Below are 18,269 nucleotides of genomic sequence, written 5' to 3'. Positions count from 1 at the left end.
GGACAAGGTGGACCTGCGCGAAGAGGGCGCGGTGCGCAATGTCGAGCGTCAGGCCGGGCAGATGCGGGTCACCGCGGTCAACCCGTCCGACCCCAATGGTGGGTCTATCACGCTGATATTCAACGATAATCCGTTGGAGCTGCGGCAGTGGATCGTCACCGATCCCGAGGGGCGCAACACCACGGTCGCGCTGAACGAGATCACCCGGGGCGTGAAGATCGACGTCGCCAAGTTCCTGCCGGCGCGGATCGAGATGGACGAGTGCCACAAGCGCTGAGCGCGCGCGCCGCCTGACCGGGCGGCGCGGCTTCTCCGGTCAGGCGCCCAGGGTGACGAAGACCGGGACGTGGTCCGACGGCTTCTCCCACCCCCGCGCCGCGCGCAGGATGCGGGCGCCATGGGTGGGCAGGTCGGGCGTGGTCCAGACATGGTCGAGCCGCCGGCCCTTGTCGGCCGCGTCCCAGTCCTTCGCGCGATAGGACCACCAGGAATAGAGCTTTCCTTCCGGCATGTGCTTGCGCACCGCGTCGACCCAGCCGCCGGCGGTCTGGGCGGCGGTCAGCTTCTCGACCTCCACGGGCGTGTGGCTGACGATCTTGAGCAGCTGCTTGTGGGACCACACGTCGTCCTCGCCGGGCGCGATGTTGAGGTCGCCGACCAGCACCGCGGGGCCGGTCTGGCCGCGATAGCGCTCGGCCATTTCATCCACGAAATCAAGCTTGTGACCGAATTTCTCGTTGACCTCGCGGTCCGGCTCGTCGCCGCCCGCGGGAACGTAGAGATTGTGGATCAGAGTGCCGTCGGGCAGCCGGGCGGAAACGTGGCGGGAATCCCCCTTGGCGCAGAAATCATGGCGCCCGGCATCCTCCAGCGGGATGCGGGACAGGATCGCCACGCCGTTGTAGCCCTTGTCGCCCCGCACCACGAGATGGGTGTAGCCGATCTCGGCGAAGGTTTCGGCAGGGAACTTGTCGGCCGGGCACTTGGTTTCCTGCAGGCAGAGCACGTCGGGGGCCTCGGTCTCCAGCATATGGCGCACGATGGGGGCGCGCAGGCGGACCGAGTTGATGTTCCAGGTGCAAATGGTGAACGGCATGGCGGGCTCCGGCGGCGGGGATGGGCGGCGGGGCGCACCATGCGCGGGGAGCGCGGCGGGGACAAGCCGCGGCGGGCCGGTTGATCCGGGCGGGAGGAGGGCGGGAAAGGGGCGAAGCGCCGATTCCCGCCCCACTCGGCGGTCGCGCAACATCCTGATGACCTGGGATCCCTCCCTGAGCATCAAAGCGCCCGACGGGAGGGGACCGCCGGGCGCCACCTTGATCCGAGGCCGCGCGCCGCGAGGGGTTACGGCGCAGCAGGCCTCCAAGGTTACGGAATATCTGGGGAGCCGCGGCCGTGGTTCAAGCGGCGCCCAAGCGATGGTTACACCACCAGCCGGTAGCCTCCCGATTCCGTGACCAGCAGCCGGGCCTCGGACGGGTTCGGCTCGATCTTCTGGCGGAGGCGATAGATATGCGTCTCCAGCGTGTGGGTGGTGACGCCGGCATTGTAGCCCCAGACCTCGTGCAGAAGCACGTCGCGCGCCACCACCGCATCGTTGGCGCGGTAGAGGTATTTGAGAATGTTGGTCTCTTTCTCGGTCAGGCGGATCTTCTTCTCGGCCTCGTCCAGCAGCATCTTCATCGCCGGCTTGAAGGTGTAGGGACCGATGGCGAAGACCGCGTCCTCCGACTGCTCATGCTGACGCAGCTGGGCGCGGATCCGGGCCAGAAGCACCGGGAATTTGAAGGGCTTGGAGATGTAGTCGTTGGCCCCGGCGTCGAGACCGAGGATGGTGTCGCTGTCCGAGACATGTCCGGTCAGCATGATGATCGGGCATTTCACACCCTGCTTGCGCATCAGGCGGCAGACCTCGCGCCCGTCCATGTCCGGCAGGCCGACGTCGAGGATCACCAGGTCATGGGCCGCCCCGCGCGATTTCTCGAGCCCCGCGCCGCCGGTCTCGGCCTCGAACACGTCGTAGTCCTCGGTCAGCACCAGCTGATCGGCCAGCGCGTCGCGCAGGTCCGGATCGTCGTCCACCAGCAGGATCTTTTTCAACGCGGCCATGTCGTTCCGCCCCCTTCGCCTGTTTCGTCGCTGGGTTTGATCTGGCGTGAGGCGGGGCCGCAATGAAGGTTGCGTGTCGAAGTCTCACGGAGACGTGGCTCAGGGCGCGGCTTTGTTTCACTCCGCAGCCTGACGGACTATATGCAGGAGGCTGGATCGTGAGGGCCCGCCGGGCCGGGGGGCGCATATGGGTCTGAAGCTGAGCATCTGGGAACAGGCGGCGCGCGCCCGCGCGGATCTGCGGCTCGGCGCCGTGGTGGCGCTGGTGCGCGGCGGCGCGGGGGTTCTGGCGGCGGGGGCGGAGACGATGTCCGCGGAGCGGCTGGACGATCTGCGCGCCGCCGGGCCGGTGGATCTGGCCGTGACCTCCTGGCGGGCCGCGACGCTGAAAGCACGGGCTTATGACGGCGATATCGCGCGAATCGCGGTGGATGCGGGCTATGACCTCGCCCGGATCCGCGCCACCGCCGATCCGGCGCGCGATCTGACGGACCCGATGAAAGGGCCGTTCCATACCAGGCGCGAAGGCGACGCCGGGCTGCATCGGGCCGCGGTGCGGCTCGCCAAGCAGGCGCAGCTGTTGCCCGCGGCGCTGGTCGCCACGCTGCCGTCGCGCAAGGCGGCCGAGGCGGTGGCCCGCGAACATGGGCTTTCGCTGATCGACGCCGACGCGTTGCTGGCGGCCGAAGTCGACGCCATCGGCATGCGCCCCGTCTCCGCCGCCCGCGTGCCCATGCAGGTCTCCCAGCAGGGCCGCGTGCATGTGTTCCGGCCCGAGGACGGGTCGGAGGAGCATTACGCCATCGAAATCGGCGCGCCCGACCGCGCCAAACCCGTTCTGGCGCGGCTGCATTCGGCCTGTTTCACCGGAGACGTGCTCGGCTCGTTGAAATGCGATTGCGGGCCGCAGCTGCGCGCCGCGATGCAGGCGATGGCCGACGAGGGCGCGGGGGTGCTGCTGTATTTGAATCAGGAGGGGCGGGGGATCGGGCTCGCCAACAAGATGCGGGCCTATTCTTTGCAGGATCAGGGATTCGACACGGTCGAAGCCAATCACCGGCTGGGATTCGAGGATGACGAGCGCGATTTCCGCATCGGCGGCACCATCCTGCGTCGGCTCGGTTATCGGGCGGTGCGGCTGCTGACCAACAATCCCCGCAAGGTGGGGATGATGGGCAATGCCGGGCTGCGGGTGGTGGAACGGGTGCCGCTGCGGGTCGGCGAAACTCCGCAGAACGCGCACTATCTGGCGACGAAGGCGGCGAAGAGCGGACATCTGCTGTGACCGATTCGCCGCGTCGCGTGACAGCGGCGCAACGATCCGATGACATGATTGTTTCCGGACGCGCCGCTTTCTTCCTCGGACGCCGGTTTCCCTGCGTGATCGGGCGCGGCGGCGTGGTTTCGGACAAATGCGAGGGCGACGGCGGCACGCCGGCCGGGGCGATGCGGCTCGCCGCGATGCGCTGGCGAGCGGATCGGGTGGCGCGGCCGCGGAGCCGGTTGCCGGCGCGCCCGATCGGACCGCGGGACCTGTGGTCGGACGATCCGGACGATCCGCATTATAATCACGGGTTCGTCGGCCCCTCGCGCGGGTTCTCGCATGAGCGGATGCGACGGGCGGATCCGCTCTACGACCTGCTCGCGATCACCGATCACAACTGGCCGGAGGCGACTCCCGGGCGCGGCTCGGCGATTTTCGTGCACGCCTGGCGCGGGCCGGGGCGGTCGACGGAGGGCTGCGTAGCCTTCGCGCCGGCGCATCTGCGCTGGATTCTGGCGCATTGGCGACCCTGGGGACGGATCGTGGTGCGGAGGTAGGGCGGGCGCGAGCCCGCCGTCACCCGTAGTCGCGGTCCCCGAAGATCGCCGAACCGATCCGCACATGGGTGGCGCCGAATTCCACCGCCATCTCGAAATCCGAGCTCATGCCCATCGAGAGGCCGGCGAGCCCGTTGCGTTCCGCCATCTTGCGCAGCAGGGCGAAATGCACCGACGGGGTTTCGTCCACCGGCGGGATGCACATCAGCCCCTCGACCGTCAGACCCATCGGGCCGCGGCACTCCGTGAGGAACGCGTCGAGATCCTCGGGGGCGATGCCGGCTTTCTGCGGCTCCTCCCCGGTATTCACCTGCACGAAGAGACGCGGGCAGCGACCGGCGGATTGCGCGGCCTCGGCCAGCTTGCGGGCGAGCTTGGGGCGGTCGACGGACTGGATCACGTCGAACAGCTCCATCGCCTTGGCGAGCTTGTTGGTCTGCAGCGGCCCGATCAGGTGAAGTTCGAGGTCCGGCATGGCGGCGCGACGCTCGGCCCAGCGGCCCTCGGCCTCCTGCACCCGGTTTTCGCCGAAGATGCGCTGGCCGGCGTCGAGCACGGCTTGCACCCGCTCATCCGGTTGCACCTTGGAGACGGCCACCAGGGTGACGTCGGCGGGATCGCGCCCGACCTTGCGGCAGGCGGCGACGAGTCGGGTCTGGATATCGGTGAGGCTCATGACGTTGGGAATCGCAGGCCACAGTGGGGATCGCAAGCGAAATAGAACCCCCAAATGAAAAGGGAGCGGGCCAAGGCCCGCTCCCCATCACATCCGACTGATCGAGAGATCAGAAGCCAACCGAGAGGATGGTGTAGATGTTGTAGCCGTCGGTCGCACCCTGCTCGCCGTACTGAGCGGCGACGTGGGCCTGCACGCCGGGGGCCAGGGCGTAGGAGACCCAGCCGGCGAAGGTGTCGATGTCGTTGGTGGCGGTGTCGGAGAAGGCGTAACCGCCGCCGAAGGTCCAGGGACCGGTCACGTAGCGAACGCCGACCGCGATGTCCTCGGACGAGGTGCTGTCGTTGTTCTCGTAGTGCACGCCGCCGGTGAAGCCGGCATAGCCCAGCTCGGCGCCGACCGACCACACGTCGAGGTCGCTCGGGTTCGCGCCGGCATCGCCGAAGGTGTAGTCCGCGCCCACGGCGACGCCGAAGCCCGAGAACTCGCCCGAGTAGTTGGCGGCGATGGAGACGACATCGGTGTAGCCGATGGCGGGGTTGCCGCCGATCACGCGCGCGGTGTCGTTCGCGCCGTCGACACCCGAGTCGGGGTGGTACGAAACGGCGGCGGTGAAGCCGGCGATCGTCGGGGTGGCGTAGCGGATGCCGAGCGGGTCGGCGCCGCCATCATCCGAGTAGGCCATCGGGATTTCGCCGAAGCCGTCGTAGTAGGCGATGCGGCAGCCGGCGGCGCAGAAGATGCCGACGTCGCCGTAGTTGTCGCCGGCGGTGTCGTTCGAACCCACCAGGATCGAACCGAAGGAACCTTCGACCTGAGCCCAGTTCTCGTCGATCTGGTCGCCGGTCGTGGTGAAGGCCTCGAGCTCGACGCGACCGGAGAAGGTCAGGCCGTTGTCGGAAGAACCCGAGAACTTGAGGTGGATTTCGCCGTCACGCAGCAGGTTGACTTCGGTGTCGCCCGAGGCGGTCACGTCGGTCAGGCCGGCGCCGAAGAACATGTAACCGCCGACGGAGCCGGTCGGGCGCTCAGCGGCGGACGCGATGCCGGCAGCGGCGCCAGCGACGAGCGCGGTCGTCGCGAAGAGAATCTTCTTCATAGTGTCCCTCGCAGGTGGGTTCTTTGTGAGTCGAAAGCGTTCCCATCCACCGGTTTGTCCGATGAATACGAGGAGTTGTGTCGTCGAAACCGGGGTCACGGTCAACGCCGATGACCCTGCACGGCGGCGCGACCCTGAAACTTGTAGCAAAGGCGCCACAAGGGCGGCCGGGGCCGGTCTCTCGGCGCGAGGTTCGAATCCACCATGAAAACCGCAAGCCCTTTGCATCCTTCCTCGCGCGCGGATAGACAGGCGCAACTTGGGGACAGGCGAAGGAACAGGAACCTATGCGGCTGATGCGGAACGGACTCGTCTGCCTTGCGGCGGCGGCGGCCCTCGCCGGATGCGACCTGGGCGGCGTGCCCTCCCAGCCCAATGTCGACAGCGAGATCCAGGAAGGCGGACGCACCGCCCGGGACACGCCGTCGACGCTCGGCGATCTTTTCTCGACGTCGCGCCTCGGCTCGCCGGACTCGGGCGGCGCGCTGCCGGTCAACAAGTACCTGTGGCAGGCCTCGCTGCAGACGCTGGAATTCCTGCCTCTGGTCTCGACCGACCCGTTCTCGGGGGTGATCGTCACCGACTGGTCCAGCTCGGCCCAGACCCCGAACGAGCGGTTCAAGGTCACCGCCTACATCACCGACCCCAAGCTCGAAGCCCGGTCCCTGCGCGTCGCCGTCTATCGCGAGGTCCGGGGCCAGGGCGGCGTCTGGACGCCCGCCGAGGTCTCCGACGCGACACCGCGCCGGATGGAGGACGCGATCCTGACACGGGCGCGCCAGATCCGGGTGGCGGAGCTGGAAGCCGGGGGCTGAAGCCAGCGCTCCCCGCCCCGCGCTGATTGAAAAGCCCTGCGCGCCAGCCTAAGACGACCGGCGACCGCCGCGCGCGTCCGTGAACCCCGAACCGGGCCGCGGACCCGGCGCCGGCCCACGCACATGGCCGGCCGTGCGCGCGCCACGCGCCCGCGGCCAGGGAACCGGGGACGACGGATGACGCGCTACGACCACCGCGCTGCGGAGCCGAAATGGCGGAAGGCCTGGGACGAGGCGGAGCTGTTCCGCGCCCGGGTCGATCCTGCACGCCCGAAATACTACGTTCTGGAAATGTTCCCCTATCCGTCGGGGCGCATCCATATCGGCCATGTCCGCAACTACGTGATGGGCGACGTGGTCGCGCGCTACAAGATGGCCCGCGGCTTCAACGTGCTGCATCCGATGGGCTGGGACGCCTTCGGGATGCCGGCCGAAAACGCCGCGATGGAACGGAACGTCCATCCCGGCGAGTGGACCTACCAGAACATCGCGGTGATGAAGGAACAGATGGCGCCCATGGGCCTGTCGCTCGACTGGTCCCGCGAATTCGCCACCTGCGATCCCGAATATTACGCGCAGCAGCAGGCGCTGTTCCTCGATTTCCTGGAGGCCGATCTGGTCTATCGCCGCAAGTCGGTGGTGAACTGGGATCCGGTCGACATGACCGTGCTGGCCAACGAGCAGGTGATCGACGGCAAGGGCTGGCGCTCCGGCGCCCAGGTGGAGCGGCGCGAGCTGGTGCAGTGGTTCTTCCGGATCACCGCCTTCGCGGACGACCTGCTGTCGGCCATCGACGGGCTGGAGAAATGGCCCGACAAGGTCCGCGCCATGCAGCGCAACTGGATCGGCAAGAGCCAGGGGCTCGCCTTCGAGTTCAAGGTGAACGGCGCGCCGGCGGGGTTCGAGACGCTGCCGATCTACACCACCCGTGCCGACACGATGATGGGGCCGACCTTCGCGGCGCTCGCCGCCGATCATCCGCTGACCGCCAGGCTCGCCGAAACCGACCCGGCGCTGGCGGAGTTCGTGGCGGAGTGCCGGCGGGTCGGCACCTCGGAAGAGGCGCTGCAAACCGCGCCGAAGCTCGGCTATGACACCGGGCTGACCGTGAGCCATCCGGCCGACCCCTCGCTGAAGTTGCCGCTCTGGATCGCGAACTTCGTGCTTATGGATTACGGCACCGGCGCGGTGATCGGCTGCCCGGCGCATGACCAGCGCGACCTCGATTTCGCGCGGAAATACGGGATCCCGGTGATCGACGTGTTCAAGCCCATCGGCTCGGACGAGTCGGTGGGCGACGTCGCCTTCGTGCCCGCCAAGACCGAGAAGGTCCGCTACGTGCAGTGGCACTTCGCCCCCGGCGAGGAGCTGACCTGCCAGGAGGCGATGGACCGCACGCTCGCGCTCTATGTCGAGCAGGGCTGGGGCGAGGCCCGCACCCAGTATCGCCTGCGCGACTGGGGGGTCAGCCGCCAGCGCTACTGGGGCGCGCCGATCCCGGTGGTGCATTGCGACGCCTGCGGGACCGTGCCCGAGAAGAAGGAGAACCTGCCGATCCGCCTGCCCGAGGACGTGGATTTCTCCACCCCCGGCAACCCGCTGGACCGGCACCCGACCTGGCGTCACACGACCTGCCCGGTCTGCGGCGGGCCGGCGCTGCGCGAGACCGACACCATGGACACCTTCGTGGATTCGTCCTGGTATTACGCGCGCTTCACCGCGCCGCGCGCCACCACGCCGACCGATCCGGAGGCCGCGGCCTACTGGATGAATGTCGACCAGTATATCGGCGGGGTGGAGCATGCGATCCTCCACCTGCTCTATTCCCGCTTCTTCGCCCGGGCGATGGCGAAGACCGGACATCTGCCCGCGACCGCGATCGAGCCTTTCGAGGCCCTCTTCACCCAGGGCATGGTCTGCCACGAGACCTATCAGGACGCCGCCGGCAAATGGCTCGCGCCCGAAGAGGTGAAGCCCGGCGAAGGCGGCTGGGTGACGCTCGCTGGCGCGCCGGTGACCACCGGACCCTCGATCAAGATGTCGAAGTCCAAGAAGAACGTGGTCGCCCCCGAAGACATCATCGAAAAGTTCGGCGCCGACACCGCGCGCTGGTTCATCATGTCCGACAGCCCGCCGGAACGGGACGTGGAATGGACCGCCGCCGGGGCCGAGGCCGCCAACCGCTTCCTCAACCGCATCTGGCGGTTGTTCGAGGAGGCCGATCTCGCCCCCCTTGGCGCGCCGGCGCCGGTCGAGATCGGGCCGGGGGCGCTGGCGCTGCGCAGGGCTGCCCACAGGGCCGTGCGCGACGTGACCGGGGATATCGAGAGCTTCGCCTTCAACCGGGCCATCGCGCGGCTCTATGAACTCGCCGGCGCCATCGGCCAGGCCAGGGGCGACGAGCCCGGGGCCGATTTCGCGTTGCGCGAGGCGTTCGAGCTCGCCGCCCGCCTGATGTCGCCCTTCGTGCCGCATATCGCCGAAGAGCTGTGGTCCGCGCTCGGCCATGACGCGATGCTGACCGGCGCCCCATGGCCGGAACCGGAGCCGGCGCTGCTGGAGGATGACCAGGTGCTGATGCCGGTGCAGGTCAACGGCAAGAAGCGGGCGGAGATCCTGGTGGCCAAGACCGCCACCAATGCGGAGATCGAGGCGATGGCGCTGGCCGAGGATGGGGTGCGCAAATACATGGGCCCGAACGGCCCGCGAAAAGTCATCGTGGTGCCGGGGCGGATCGTCAATGTGGTCGCCTGATCGCCGCGCCGTCCTGAGGCTGGCGCTGCTCGGCGCCGCGGCCGCCGCCGTCTCCGCCTGCGGTTTCACGCCGGCGCTGCGCGAAGGCGGCGGCGCGCGCTCGGTCAACGGCGCCACCGGGCTGATCGTCCCGGAAGGGCGATTGGGATTCGAGCTGCGCACCGCGCTGGAAAGCCGTCTGGGCCGCACCGGCTCCGACAACGCCTATCTGCTGACCGCGAACCTGATGATGACCCAGACCGGCCTGGTGATCACCCAGGACAGCGACACCACCCGCTATGTCGTGCGCGGGCAGAGCGTGTGGTCGCTGGTCGGACCGACCGGATTCACGTCGCTCGGCGGCACGGTCGACGCGATGTCGGCCTATTCGGCCACCGGCTCGGTCTACGCCACCCGCGCCGCGCGCCGCGACGCCGAAGCCCGCGTGGCGCGCGAGCTGGGGGAACGGATCTGGGTCGAGATCGCCGCCAGCCTCGGCGCCGGCGGATGAGCGGCCGGACGTGAAGATCGCCGGCGGCCGCATTCGGGGGTTTTCGGCGCGCCCGGATCCCGCCGTCGTCGCCATCCTGCTGCACGGCCCCGATGCGCTGGAAATCGACGACCTGCGCCTTCGCCTCGCCGCCACGCTGCTCAAGGCGGCCGGAGAGGGGGCGGAGATCACGCCGATGGACCCCGGAGAGGCGCGACGCGATCCGGCCGCCCTGCGCGACGCCCTGCGCTCCGGCGGGCTGTTCGGCGGACGGCCCGTGGTGGTGATCGAGGGCGCGGCGGACGGGGCGGCGGAGGCGGTCGCCGGCGCGCTCGACGGGCTGCGGCCTGGCGAGGGGGCCTTGCTGGTCACCGCCGGGCAGCTCAACGCACGGTCCAAGCTGCGGAAATTGTTCGAAGATTCTAGCTCCTGCGCGGCGCTCGCGATCTATCCGCAGGCGCTGGATCGGGGCGGACTCGACGCGCTGCTGTCGGAGGCGGGGCTGACCCGGATCTCCGATGACGGGCGCGACGCGCTGCTCGACTTCGCCTCGCGCGCCGAACCGGCGGAGGTGCGGGCCCTGGTGCGCACTCTCTCGATCTACGCGCTCGACGCGACGGGGCCTTTGGAGGCCGCGGATGTCGCCGCCATCGCCCCCGAGACCCAGGAGGGCGACGTGGATGGCGTGGTGGATGCGGTGCTGTCGCGCCGCCCCGACGCGGCGCTGGCGGCGCATGGGCGGCTGGCGGCCAAGGGCGCGTCGGCGACCACGGTGGCCCTGGCGCTGGGACGCCAGTTCCGGCAGCTGCACGCGCTGGCCGCGTCTCCTGACGGGCCGGATGCGGCGGTGGGGCGGATGCGCCCGCCGCTCTACGGCCCCCGCCGCGACGCGATGCTGCGCGCCGCCCGGACCTGGCCGATCCGCCCCTGCGAAATGGCGCTGTCGATGATCCTGGAGGCGGAACTCAGCCTCCGATCCTCGACGCCCGCGCCGGAACGCGCCTCCGTCGAGCGGCTGGTCGTGCGACTGGCGACGCTGAAGTCCTGAGCGCCCGTCAGCGGGAGATCAGCTGACAGATCGCGTCGAGCTCATCGAGCGTCCCGTAACGGATCCGCAATTCGCCGCCGTCCTTCTCGCCCTTGTGGTCGATCCGAACCTTCATGCCGAGATTGGCCGAAAGATCCATCTCCAGCGCCCGCGTGTCCGCATCCTTGGCCGAAGGCCCACCGCGGCGCGCCTGGACGTCAGGTTTCGCGCGCCGCGCGAGCGTTTCAGTCTCGCGCACGGATAGGTTGCGCGCAATCACCTGTTCGGCGAGCGCCAGCGGATTGTCCGCCGTCACCAGCGCGCGCGCATGCCCGGCGGTAAGCCGGCCCTCGTCGAGATAGCGCAGCACCGGCTCGGGAAGGGTCAACAGCCGCAGCGCGTTGGCGATATGCGGACGGCTTTTGCCCACGATGGCGCCGAGCCGTTCCTGCGTGTGACCGAATTCCTGCATCAGGCGGGAATAGCCGCGCGCCTCCTCTACGGGGGTCAGATCGGCGCGCTGCACGTTCTCGATGATTGCGACTTCGAGCACCGTGGCGTCGTCGAGATCCCGCACAACAGCCGGCACTTCGTGCAGCTGGGCGCGCTGCGCCGCGCGCCACCGACGCTCCCCGGCCACGATCTGATAGCCCTCGCCGGACGGATCCGGGCGCAGGATCAGCGGCTGGATCACCCCGCGCTCGCGGATGGAGACGGCGAGCTCCTCGATCTCCTCCTCCGAGAAGCGACGGCGCGGCTGATCCGGATTGGGGCGGATCAGGTCGATGGCGATCACGGCCGCGTCCGGGCTGGCGAGACCGCCCTCCGGATCCGATTCCCCGATCAGCGCCGACAGACCCCGGCCGAGCCCTTTTCCCTGCGGTCGCTTCACGTCTTTTCCTTTGATTTCAACGAGATAGTCATGCGGCGGTCCGGGTCCCACGCTCCATCAGCTCCCGCGCCAGGGCCCTGTAGGCGAGGCTGCCCGTCGAGGTCGGGTCGTAAACGGTGGCGGGGACGGCGAAGGACGGCGCTTCGGACAGACGGACGTTGCGGGGGATCACGGTGCGATAGACCACATCGCCGAGATTGGCGCGCACATCGTTGGCGACCAGTTCCGACAAGTTGTTGCGGCGGTCATACATGGTCAAGACCACGCCTTCGACGGTCAGCGTCGGGTTCAGACCGCGGCGGATCTCCTTCACCGTGGTCAACAGCTGGCTGAGACCCTCCATCGCGAAGAATTCGCACTGGAGCGGCACCAGAACCGCATCGGCAGCAGCCATCGCGTTGACGGTAAGCAGGCTGAGCGACGGCGGGCAGTCGATGACGATATAATCCCAGGCCGCCATAAGAGTCTGTTCGCGCAGGGATTTCTGCAAACGGCGGGCGCGGCCAGGGTCGCTGACCAGCTCCACATCCGCCGAGCTGAGATCCCCCTTCGCCGGGATCACCGACAGGTTCTCCACAGTGGTTCTCTGGATCAGCGAAGCCGCCGAAACCTCGTTGACCAGCAGGTCGTAGGAGTTGCGCGCGCGTCGCGACGGCGGAATCCCGAGTCCGGTGGAAGCGTTGCCCTGCGGATCCAGGTCGACGATCAGCACCCGGCGCCCGGACTCCACCAGAGCAGCTGCGAGATTGATCGCCGTCGTGGTCTTTCCGACCCCGCCTTTCTGATTAACGATGGCCAGGATACGGCAAGGAGCGCCGTCACGCGCGTTCGAGAGAGCCACGCCGAAACTCCAGTATTTCCAGGATGACCGCATTGGGGTCGGTGGCGCTTCGGTGCGCCTTGTGCCGAATATGCCAGTCCCGCGCGGCTGAGGTCAATTCGGCGCTGGCGTCGGCGCCCTTGGGAAACAACGCGATGGTCCCCGGCCCAGACAGAGGTTCGGCCAGTTCCAGCAGCTTGGGCAACGCAGCCAGCGCCCTCGCCGAGATTATGTCGCGGGGGCCGGGGACCAGCGTCTCGATCCGCTGCGGCTTGATGCTGATCCGAATGCCCATTTCGCGCGAGGCGGTGGCTAGAAACGCGCATTTCCGCTGATCCGATTCGACCAGGGTCAGATCCAGATCCGGGTTGAACTGCGCGGCGAGCGCGCCAATCACCAACCCGGGGAAGCCGCCGCCGGATCCGAGATCGATCCAGGTTCGCGCACTGTCAGGGGCCAGTCCGTAGATCTGCGCCGAGTCCGCAATGTGCCGGGTCCAGACATGGGCCAGCGAGGAATTGGACACCAAGTTGATCTTGGGCGACCACTTCGCGAGGAGCCCGGCCAACGTGTCGAGCCGCGCCCGTGTTTCACGTGAAACACCCAACCCCGCGAGGATCGGCTCGGCGCTCATCGCCGGGCCGCCTGCGGCTGCGCGCGTCGGGCATGGATCAACAGAAGCGTCAGCGCCGCCGGCGTCATCCCTTCGATATTGCCCGCCTGCGCCAGAGTTTCCGGGCGAGAGCGCGCCAGCTTGCCTTTAAGTTCGCTGGACAGGCCCGAAATCCTTGCGAAATCGAGATCCGGCGGCAGCTTGTGGCCGGCGTCACGTCGAAGTGCGAGCACATCGGCCTCCTGACGATCAGCGTATTGCGCGTATCGCGCCTCGATTTCAAGCTGACGCGCGATGGCGGGATCGACGTCCGAAAGTTCAGGCCAAATCGACGATAGCTTGGCGAAATCAGCGCCCTCGTGTGCGAGCAACTCCACCGCATTGCGACGCACCCCGTCGAGCGACACCACGATGCCCTCGGCGCGCGCCTCCTGCGGCGTCAACGCCCGTGCCGACGCGAGCGCCGTCGCCGCGCCAAGCGCATCCATCTTTTCCGCAAACACCGTGGCACGCGGGTCTCCCACGCATCCCAGGGCCTGGCCGCGCGGGGTCAGGCGCTGGTCGGCGTTGTCGGCGCGCAAGGTCAGGCGATACTCGGCGCGAGAGGTGAACATGCGATAAGGTTCGGCGACGCCGCGGGTCACCAGATCGTCGATCATCACGCCCAGATAGGCCTCGGCGCGGTCGAACGACGCGGGCGGCCTATCCATCCCCGAAAGCGCGGCGTTGAGCCCGGCGACCAGCCCCTGCGCGGCGGCCTCCTCATATCCCGTCGTGCCGTTGATCTGACCCGCGAGCCAGAGCCCAGGCACATCCTTGGTGGCGAGCGTGGCGGTCAGCGCCCGAGGATCAACGTAATCGTATTCGATGGCATAACCGGGCTGAAGAATCGCGGCGCGCTCCAGACCGGGAATCGACGCCACATAGTCCTGCTGAACCTCTTCGGGCAGCGACGTCGAAATGCCGTTCGGATAGATGGTGTGGTCGTCAAGCCCCTCCGGCTCCAGGAAAATCTGGTGCGAGGTCTTGTCCGCGAAACGCACCACCTTGTCCTCGATGGAGGGACAATAACGCGGGCCGACGCCTTCGATATGACCGCCATACATGGCGGACCGGTCGAGGTTGGCCCGGATGATCTCATGCGTGCGCTCGGTGGTGCGTGTGATGTGGCAGCAGATCTGGCGCGCCAGGGGAACCCCCGGCAGGAAGGAGAACCGCTCGGGCTGCGCATCACCGGGCTGCGGCTCAAGCTGGGCCCAGTCGATGGTTCGGCCATCGAGACGCGGCGGCGTGCCGGTTTTCAAGCGGCCGAGGGGCAAGGCGAAGTCGTCGATTCGCTGAGCGAGTCGGACGGAAGCCTGGTCGCCCATCCGCCCGGCTTCGATGCGGCGATCGCCGATATGGATCACGCCGCGCAGAAAGGTGCCGGTGGTCAGGACGACCGCACGAGCGGTGAGCGACGTGCCGTCGGCCAAAGCGATGCCCGAGACGCGATCTCCGGTCATCAGAAGATCCACCGCCTCGCCGGCCAACAGCGTCAAGCCTTTACGCGATTCCAATGCGTTGCGGACCGCCTGACGGTAAAGAGCCCGGTCGCATTGGGCACGAGGGCCTTGCACAGCAGGGCCCTTGCGACGATTCAGAAGCCGAAACTGAATGCCCGCGGCGTCGGCTGCCCGACCCATGACGCCATCGAGCGCATCGATTTCGCGGACAAGGTGACCCTTGCCGAGGCCCCCGATGGCGGGGTTGCAGGACATTTCCCCAAGCCGGGCCAGATCGTGAGTAACCAATGCCGTATGCGCGCCCATGCGCGCCGCGGCGTCGGCCGCTTCGGTTCCCGCATGTCCGCCGCCGATCACGATGACATCGAAGTCATGTTTCACGTGAAACAAGGGTCCCCGACCCAGCTAGAGCGCGCCGCCAGAGGAGTCATTTCCCCAGGCAGAACTCCGAAAAGATATCGTCCAGAACCCGCTCCGCATCAACCCGCCCAAGCAGCATCTCCAGAGCTCGGGTCGCGAGTCGAAGCTCCTCGGCGGCAAGATCCAGCGAGGTGTCGCCGCTTGCAAGCCGCATGCGGGCTTCCCCAAGATGAACGCGCCCTATGTCAAGCGCTTGCCGATGCCGCGCGCGGACCACGACGGAAGCGCCGGCGGCCCTTCTTTCCAGCTCGGCCGTGATGCGGTCGATCAGCGAATCGACCCCCAGGCCAGTTTCGGCGGATACGCACATTTCGGCAGCGCCCTCGGCGCCCAGATCCGCCATGCTGGCGACCCACAAATCACCGTCGCGGAGCCATCCCTTCGGCGGGACCTCGCCACCCGGCGCCTGCAGCCAGATCCTCAGGTCCGCAGCCTCGGCGCGGTCACGGGCACGGGCGACGCCGAGCGCTTCGACCTCGTCCTGCGTCTCACGCAAGCCTGCGGTATCCAGCAACGTCACCGGCAGCCCGCGCAGGTCCAATTGAACTTCGATCACATCCCGGGTGGTGCCGGCGATGGCCGAGGTGATCGCCGCGTCTCGTCGTGCCAAAGCGTTCAAGAGCGTGGATTTTCCGGCATTCGGCGCGCCGACCAATGCGACTTCGAACCCATCGCGGATCCTTTCCGCGACCGCGGCGCCGGCCAGCGCGACTTCGATCCCCGCGACGACCTGATCGATCAGGGTCATCGCCTCCGGACCGACGTCTTCGGGGACGTCCTCGTCGACGAAATCCATCACGGCTTCGACCAACGCCCGCGCCCGGATCAAGGCGCGCCGCCATTCCGAGGCCTGATCGCCGAGCGCCCCCCGCATCGCGCGCAGCGCCTGCCGGCGCTGACCTTCGGTCTCGGCGCTGACCAGGTCCGCGAGCCCCTCGGCTTCCAGCAGGTCAAGCTTCCCGTTTTCCAGCGCGCGACGGGTGAATTCCCCGGGCTCCGCCATTCGCAGTCCAGGTTGAGCGCCCAATGCCTCCAAGACCGCGCCCAAGACCGCGCGCCCGCCATGGCATTGGATTTCAAAGGAATCTTCGCCCGTAAAACTGGCGCCCGCCGCAAAACGGAGCACCAGAGCCCGGTCTATGACTTCCCCGTCAGCCCGCCGAACCGTCCGCAGCGTGGCCTGACGCACCGAAGGCGGCGCACCGCATAGCCGTTCGAGCACGACATCGGCGGCGGGGCCGGAGACCCGCACAACGGAGATCGCCGCCCGGCCCCGCGCCGTCGCCGGCGCGAAGATGGTGTCGACGCGCTCCATCGTTCGTCGTCAGGTGTTCATGGAGTCGAAGAATTCGCCGTTGGTCTTGGTCTGCTTGAGCTTGCCCAGCAGGAAGTCGATCGCGTCCGACGGGCCCATCGGGTTGAGAATCCGGCGCAGCACGAAGATCTTGGCCAGTTCGGACTTGTCGACCAGAAGTTCTTCCTTGCGGGTGCCCGATTTGAGGATGTCGATCGCCGGATACACGCGCTTGTCGGAGACCTTGCGGTCGAGAATGATCTCGGAGTTGCCGGTGCCCTTGAACTCTTCGAAGATCACTTCGTCCATCCGCGAGCCGGTGTCGATCAGTGCGGTCGCGATGATGGTCAGCGACCCGCCTTCCTCGATATTCCGCGCCGCGCCGAAAAAGCGCTTCGGTCGTTGCAGGGCATTGGCGTCGACGCCGCCGGTCAGCACCTTGCCCGAGGAGGGGACGACGGTGTTGTAGGCGCGGCCGAGGCGGGTGATCGAATCGAGCAGAATGACCACGTCGCGGCCATGTTCGGTCAGCCGCTTGGCCTTTTCGATGACCATTTCGGAGACCGCGACATGGCGCGTCGCCGGTTCGTCGAAGGTCGAGGCCACGACCTCCCCCTTCACCGAGCGCTGCATGTCCGTGACCTCCTCCGGCCGCTCGTCGATGAGCAGCACGATCAGGTAGACCTCGGGGTGGTTCTTCTCGATGGAATTCGCAATGTTCTGCAAGATCATGGTCTTGCCGGTGCGCGGCGGCGCCACCACCAGGCAGCGCTGGCCCTTGCCGATCGGCGACACCAGGTCGATGACCCGCGCCGTCTTGTCCTTGATTGTGGGATCCTCGATCTCCAGCCGCAGCCGCTCATCGGGGTAAAGCGGCGTCAGGTTGTCGAAATGGACCTTGTGGCGCGCGTTGTCGGGGTCGTCGAAGTTCAGGAGGTTGAGCTTCACCAGCGCGAAGTAGCGCTCGCCTTCCTTTGGAGCCCGGATCAGCCCCTCCACCGTGTCGCCGGTGCGCAGCGAAAAACGGCGGATCTGCTGGGGGGCGACGTAGATGTCGTCGGGGCCGGGCAGATAATTGGCCTCGGGCGAGCGCAGGAAGCCGAAGCCGTCCTGGAGAACCTCGAGCACCCCGCCGCCGGAAATCTCCACGTCGCGGTCCGCCAGTTCCTTGAGGATGGCGAACATCATGTCCTGTCGGCGCAAGGCCGAGGCGCCCTCGACCTCCAGATCTTCCGCGAAGGTCAGCAATGCGGTGGGCGACTTCGCCTTCAGCTCGGAGAGCTTGAGTTCCTGAATATCCATCTGGCGCCTGTGTGAGCCCGCGCGAGGAAAGGTTTGCGCTGCGTCGCGGGAATAGGGGGGGAGCCGCACGCAGAGAGACGAAGGGCGCGCGCTGTCACCGGGTCTTATGCCCAGATTTGGGCCAGAGTCAAACAAGACTCGACCCGATCCGTCGATTCGAGCCGAATATCCGGGTGAAACGCCGCCCGAAGGCGGTTCAGAACGGCTTCACGATCACCAGGATGACGATGCCGACCATCAGCAGCGCCGGCACTTCGTTGATCATCCGATAAAAACGACCGCTGCGGACATTGGCATCTTCGGCGAAATCGCGTCGGAAGCGGGCGCAGACCATATGGTAGCCGGTCAGCACCACCACCAGCGCAAGTTTCGCATGCAGCCAGGGCGATTGCGCGAGGAAACCGGGCCCGAGCGAGACGATGGTCAGCAACCCGAAGATCCAGGATGAGATCATTGCCGGATTCATGATGCCGCGCAACAACTTGCGCTCCATCACCTTGAAGGTTTCGGAGAGCTCGGAGCCCGGTTTTCCCGTCTCGGCATGGTAGACGAAGAGCCGTGGCAGGTAGAGCAGCGCCGCCATCCACGCGATGACCGACATCACGTGGATGGCTTTGAACCAGGGATAGAGTCCGGCGAGAAAATCCATCGAC

The 18,269-nt window shown here is 67.5% G+C and carries 18 protein-coding genes; 7 read left to right on the top strand and 11 right to left on the bottom strand.

What is annotated here, in order from left to right:
- Positions 1–277, top strand: a 277-nt coding sequence (locus ACTB72_RS07355; protein ID WP_463036330.1) for a LolA family protein, incomplete at its 5' end; no start/stop codon positions are given.
- A 39-nt stretch (positions 278–316) separates the two neighbouring features.
- Here the strand turns inward: ACTB72_RS07355 and ACTB72_RS07350 are convergent.
- Together ACTB72_RS07350 and ACTB72_RS07345 are read right to left on the bottom strand one after the other, a co-directional pair.
- Entirely contained in the window at positions 317–1,096 is a 780-nt protein-coding gene (locus ACTB72_RS07350; protein ID WP_463036329.1) for an exodeoxyribonuclease III, read from the bottom strand.
- A gap of 326 nt (positions 1,097–1,422) precedes the next feature.
- Positions 1,423–2,109, bottom strand: a complete 687-nt coding sequence (locus ACTB72_RS07345) for a response regulator transcription factor (RefSeq protein ID WP_463036328.1) — start codon at positions 2,107–2,109, stop codon at positions 1,423–1,425.
- A gap of 187 nt (positions 2,110–2,296) precedes the next feature.
- Between ACTB72_RS07345 and ribA the strand changes: the two genes are divergently transcribed.
- Together ribA and ACTB72_RS07335 are read left to right on the top strand one after the other, a co-directional pair.
- Entirely contained in the window at positions 2,297–3,394 is a 1,098-nt protein-coding gene (ribA, locus tag ACTB72_RS07340; RefSeq protein WP_463036327.1) for a GTP cyclohydrolase II, read from the top strand.
- A 44-nt stretch (positions 3,395–3,438) separates the two neighbouring features.
- The gene (locus tag ACTB72_RS07335; RefSeq protein ID WP_463036326.1) at positions 3,439–3,930 is read left to right on the top strand and encodes a L,D-transpeptidase family protein; all 492 of its coding nucleotides are present in this window, start codon (positions 3,439–3,441) and stop codon (positions 3,928–3,930) included.
- A gap of 19 nt (positions 3,931–3,949) precedes the next feature.
- Here the strand turns inward: ACTB72_RS07335 and ACTB72_RS07330 are convergent, their stop codons facing one another.
- Positions 3,950–4,606 (bottom strand): YggS family pyridoxal phosphate-dependent enzyme, encoded by a 657-nt coding sequence (locus ACTB72_RS07330; RefSeq protein WP_463036325.1) that lies wholly within the window; start codon positions 4,604–4,606, stop codon positions 3,950–3,952.
- A 109-nt stretch (positions 4,607–4,715) separates the two neighbouring features.
- Positions 4,716–5,705 carry a porin gene (locus ACTB72_RS07325; protein WP_463036324.1) on the bottom strand — a complete coding sequence of 330 codons (990 nt, stop codon included), beginning with the start codon at positions 5,703–5,705 and terminating at the stop codon, positions 4,716–4,718.
- A 296-nt stretch (positions 5,706–6,001) separates the two neighbouring features.
- On the opposite strand from ACTB72_RS07325, the gene ACTB72_RS07320 reads away from it, so the two are divergent.
- From ACTB72_RS07320 to holA, 4 genes are all read left to right on the top strand, one after another.
- Entirely contained in the window at positions 6,002–6,520 is a 519-nt protein-coding gene (locus tag ACTB72_RS07320) for a DUF3576 domain-containing protein (RefSeq protein ID WP_463036323.1), read from the top strand.
- A gap of 177 nt (positions 6,521–6,697) precedes the next feature.
- The gene (gene leuS / locus ACTB72_RS07315; protein ID WP_463036322.1) at positions 6,698–9,274 is read left to right on the top strand and encodes a leucine--tRNA ligase; all 2,577 of its coding nucleotides are present in this window, start codon (positions 6,698–6,700) and stop codon (positions 9,272–9,274) included.
- Positions 9,261–9,764 carry an LPS assembly lipoprotein LptE gene (gene lptE, locus ACTB72_RS07310; protein WP_463036321.1) on the top strand — a complete coding sequence of 168 codons (504 nt, stop codon included), beginning with the start codon at positions 9,261–9,263 and terminating at the stop codon, positions 9,762–9,764. Before leuS ends, lptE begins: the two co-directional genes overlap by 14 nt.
- Positions 9,765–9,774: 10 nt before the next feature.
- Positions 9,775–10,791, top strand: coding sequence for a DNA polymerase III subunit delta (gene holA, locus ACTB72_RS07305; protein WP_463036320.1), 1,017 nt, complete (start codon positions 9,775–9,777; stop codon positions 10,789–10,791).
- 7 nt (positions 10,792–10,798) lie between these two features.
- On the opposite strand, the gene ACTB72_RS07300 is transcribed toward holA, so the two are convergent.
- The 7 genes from ACTB72_RS07300 to hemJ form a co-directional block, all read right to left on the bottom strand.
- Entirely contained in the window at positions 10,799–11,662 is an 864-nt protein-coding gene (locus tag ACTB72_RS07300; RefSeq protein ID WP_463036319.1) for a ParB/RepB/Spo0J family partition protein, read from the bottom strand.
- A 28-nt stretch (positions 11,663–11,690) separates the two neighbouring features.
- Complete coding sequence (locus ACTB72_RS07295) at positions 11,691–12,503, bottom strand: ParA family protein (RefSeq protein ID WP_463036318.1); 813 nt, start codon at positions 12,501–12,503, stop codon at positions 11,691–11,693.
- Positions 12,481–13,116 carry a 16S rRNA (guanine(527)-N(7))-methyltransferase RsmG gene (gene rsmG, locus ACTB72_RS07290; protein ID WP_463036317.1) on the bottom strand — a complete coding sequence of 212 codons (636 nt, stop codon included), beginning with the start codon at positions 13,114–13,116 and terminating at the stop codon, positions 12,481–12,483. The genes ACTB72_RS07295 and rsmG overlap by 23 nt, the downstream gene beginning before the upstream one ends.
- The gene (gene mnmG, locus ACTB72_RS07285; protein WP_463036316.1) at positions 13,113–14,990 is read right to left on the bottom strand and encodes a tRNA uridine-5-carboxymethylaminomethyl(34) synthesis enzyme MnmG; all 1,878 of its coding nucleotides are present in this window, start codon (positions 14,988–14,990) and stop codon (positions 13,113–13,115) included. The genes rsmG and mnmG overlap by 4 nt, the downstream gene beginning before the upstream one ends.
- A gap of 37 nt (positions 14,991–15,027) precedes the next feature.
- Positions 15,028–16,335: a tRNA uridine-5-carboxymethylaminomethyl(34) synthesis GTPase MnmE gene (gene mnmE / locus ACTB72_RS07280; RefSeq protein WP_463036315.1), complete on the bottom strand. Its 1,308-nt coding sequence runs from the start codon at positions 16,333–16,335 to the stop codon at positions 15,028–15,030.
- Between the two features lie 9 nt (positions 16,336–16,344).
- Positions 16,345–17,616 carry a transcription termination factor Rho gene (gene rho, locus ACTB72_RS07275; RefSeq protein ID WP_463036314.1) on the bottom strand — a complete coding sequence of 424 codons (1,272 nt, stop codon included), beginning with the start codon at positions 17,614–17,616 and terminating at the stop codon, positions 16,345–16,347.
- Positions 17,617–17,812: 196 nt separating this feature from the next.
- Positions 17,813–18,265 carry a protoporphyrinogen oxidase HemJ gene (gene hemJ, locus ACTB72_RS07270; protein ID WP_463036313.1) on the bottom strand — a complete coding sequence of 151 codons (453 nt, stop codon included), beginning with the start codon at positions 18,263–18,265 and terminating at the stop codon, positions 17,813–17,815.
- Positions 18,266–18,269: the final 4 nt, after the last annotated feature.

This window comes from Albimonas sp. (genome assembly GCF_055129145.1).
This window is presented reverse-complemented; position numbering and strand designations above follow the sequence as displayed.

What these genes read in the sequence shown, in the direction of transcription:
- ACTB72_RS07350 (WP_463036329.1), bottom strand. Translation starts at nt 1,096, where the DNA reads ATGCCGTTCACCATTTGCACCTGGAACATCAACTCGGTCCGCCTGCGC.
- ACTB72_RS07345 (WP_463036328.1), bottom strand. Translation starts at nt 2,109, where the DNA reads ATGGCCGCGTTGAAAAAGATCCTGCTGGTGGACGACGATCCGGACCTG.
- ribA (WP_463036327.1), top strand. Translation starts at nt 2,297, where the DNA reads ATGGGTCTGAAGCTGAGCATCTGGGAACAGGCGGCGCGCGCCCGCGCG.
- ACTB72_RS07335 (WP_463036326.1), top strand. Translation starts at nt 3,439, where the DNA reads ATGATTGTTTCCGGACGCGCCGCTTTCTTCCTCGGACGCCGGTTTCCC.
- ACTB72_RS07330 (WP_463036325.1), bottom strand. Translation starts at nt 4,606, where the DNA reads ATGAGCCTCACCGATATCCAGACCCGACTCGTCGCCGCCTGCCGCAAG.
- ACTB72_RS07325 (WP_463036324.1), bottom strand. Translation starts at nt 5,705, where the DNA reads ATGAAGAAGATTCTCTTCGCGACGACCGCGCTCGTCGCTGGCGCCGCT.
- ACTB72_RS07320 (WP_463036323.1), top strand. Translation starts at nt 6,002, where the DNA reads ATGCGGAACGGACTCGTCTGCCTTGCGGCGGCGGCGGCCCTCGCCGGA.
- leuS (WP_463036322.1), top strand. Translation starts at nt 6,698, where the DNA reads ATGACGCGCTACGACCACCGCGCTGCGGAGCCGAAATGGCGGAAGGCC.
- lptE (WP_463036321.1), top strand. Translation starts at nt 9,261, where the DNA reads ATGTGGTCGCCTGATCGCCGCGCCGTCCTGAGGCTGGCGCTGCTCGGC.
- rsmG (WP_463036317.1), bottom strand. Translation starts at nt 13,116, where the DNA reads ATGAGCGCCGAGCCGATCCTCGCGGGGTTGGGTGTTTCACGTGAAACA.
- mnmE (WP_463036315.1), bottom strand. Translation starts at nt 16,335, where the DNA reads ATGGAGCGCGTCGACACCATCTTCGCGCCGGCGACGGCGCGGGGCCGG.
- rho (WP_463036314.1), bottom strand. Translation starts at nt 17,616, where the DNA reads ATGGATATTCAGGAACTCAAGCTCTCCGAGCTGAAGGCGAAGTCGCCC.
- hemJ (WP_463036313.1), bottom strand. Translation starts at nt 18,265, where the DNA reads ATGGATTTTCTCGCCGGACTCTATCCCTGGTTCAAAGCCATCCACGTG.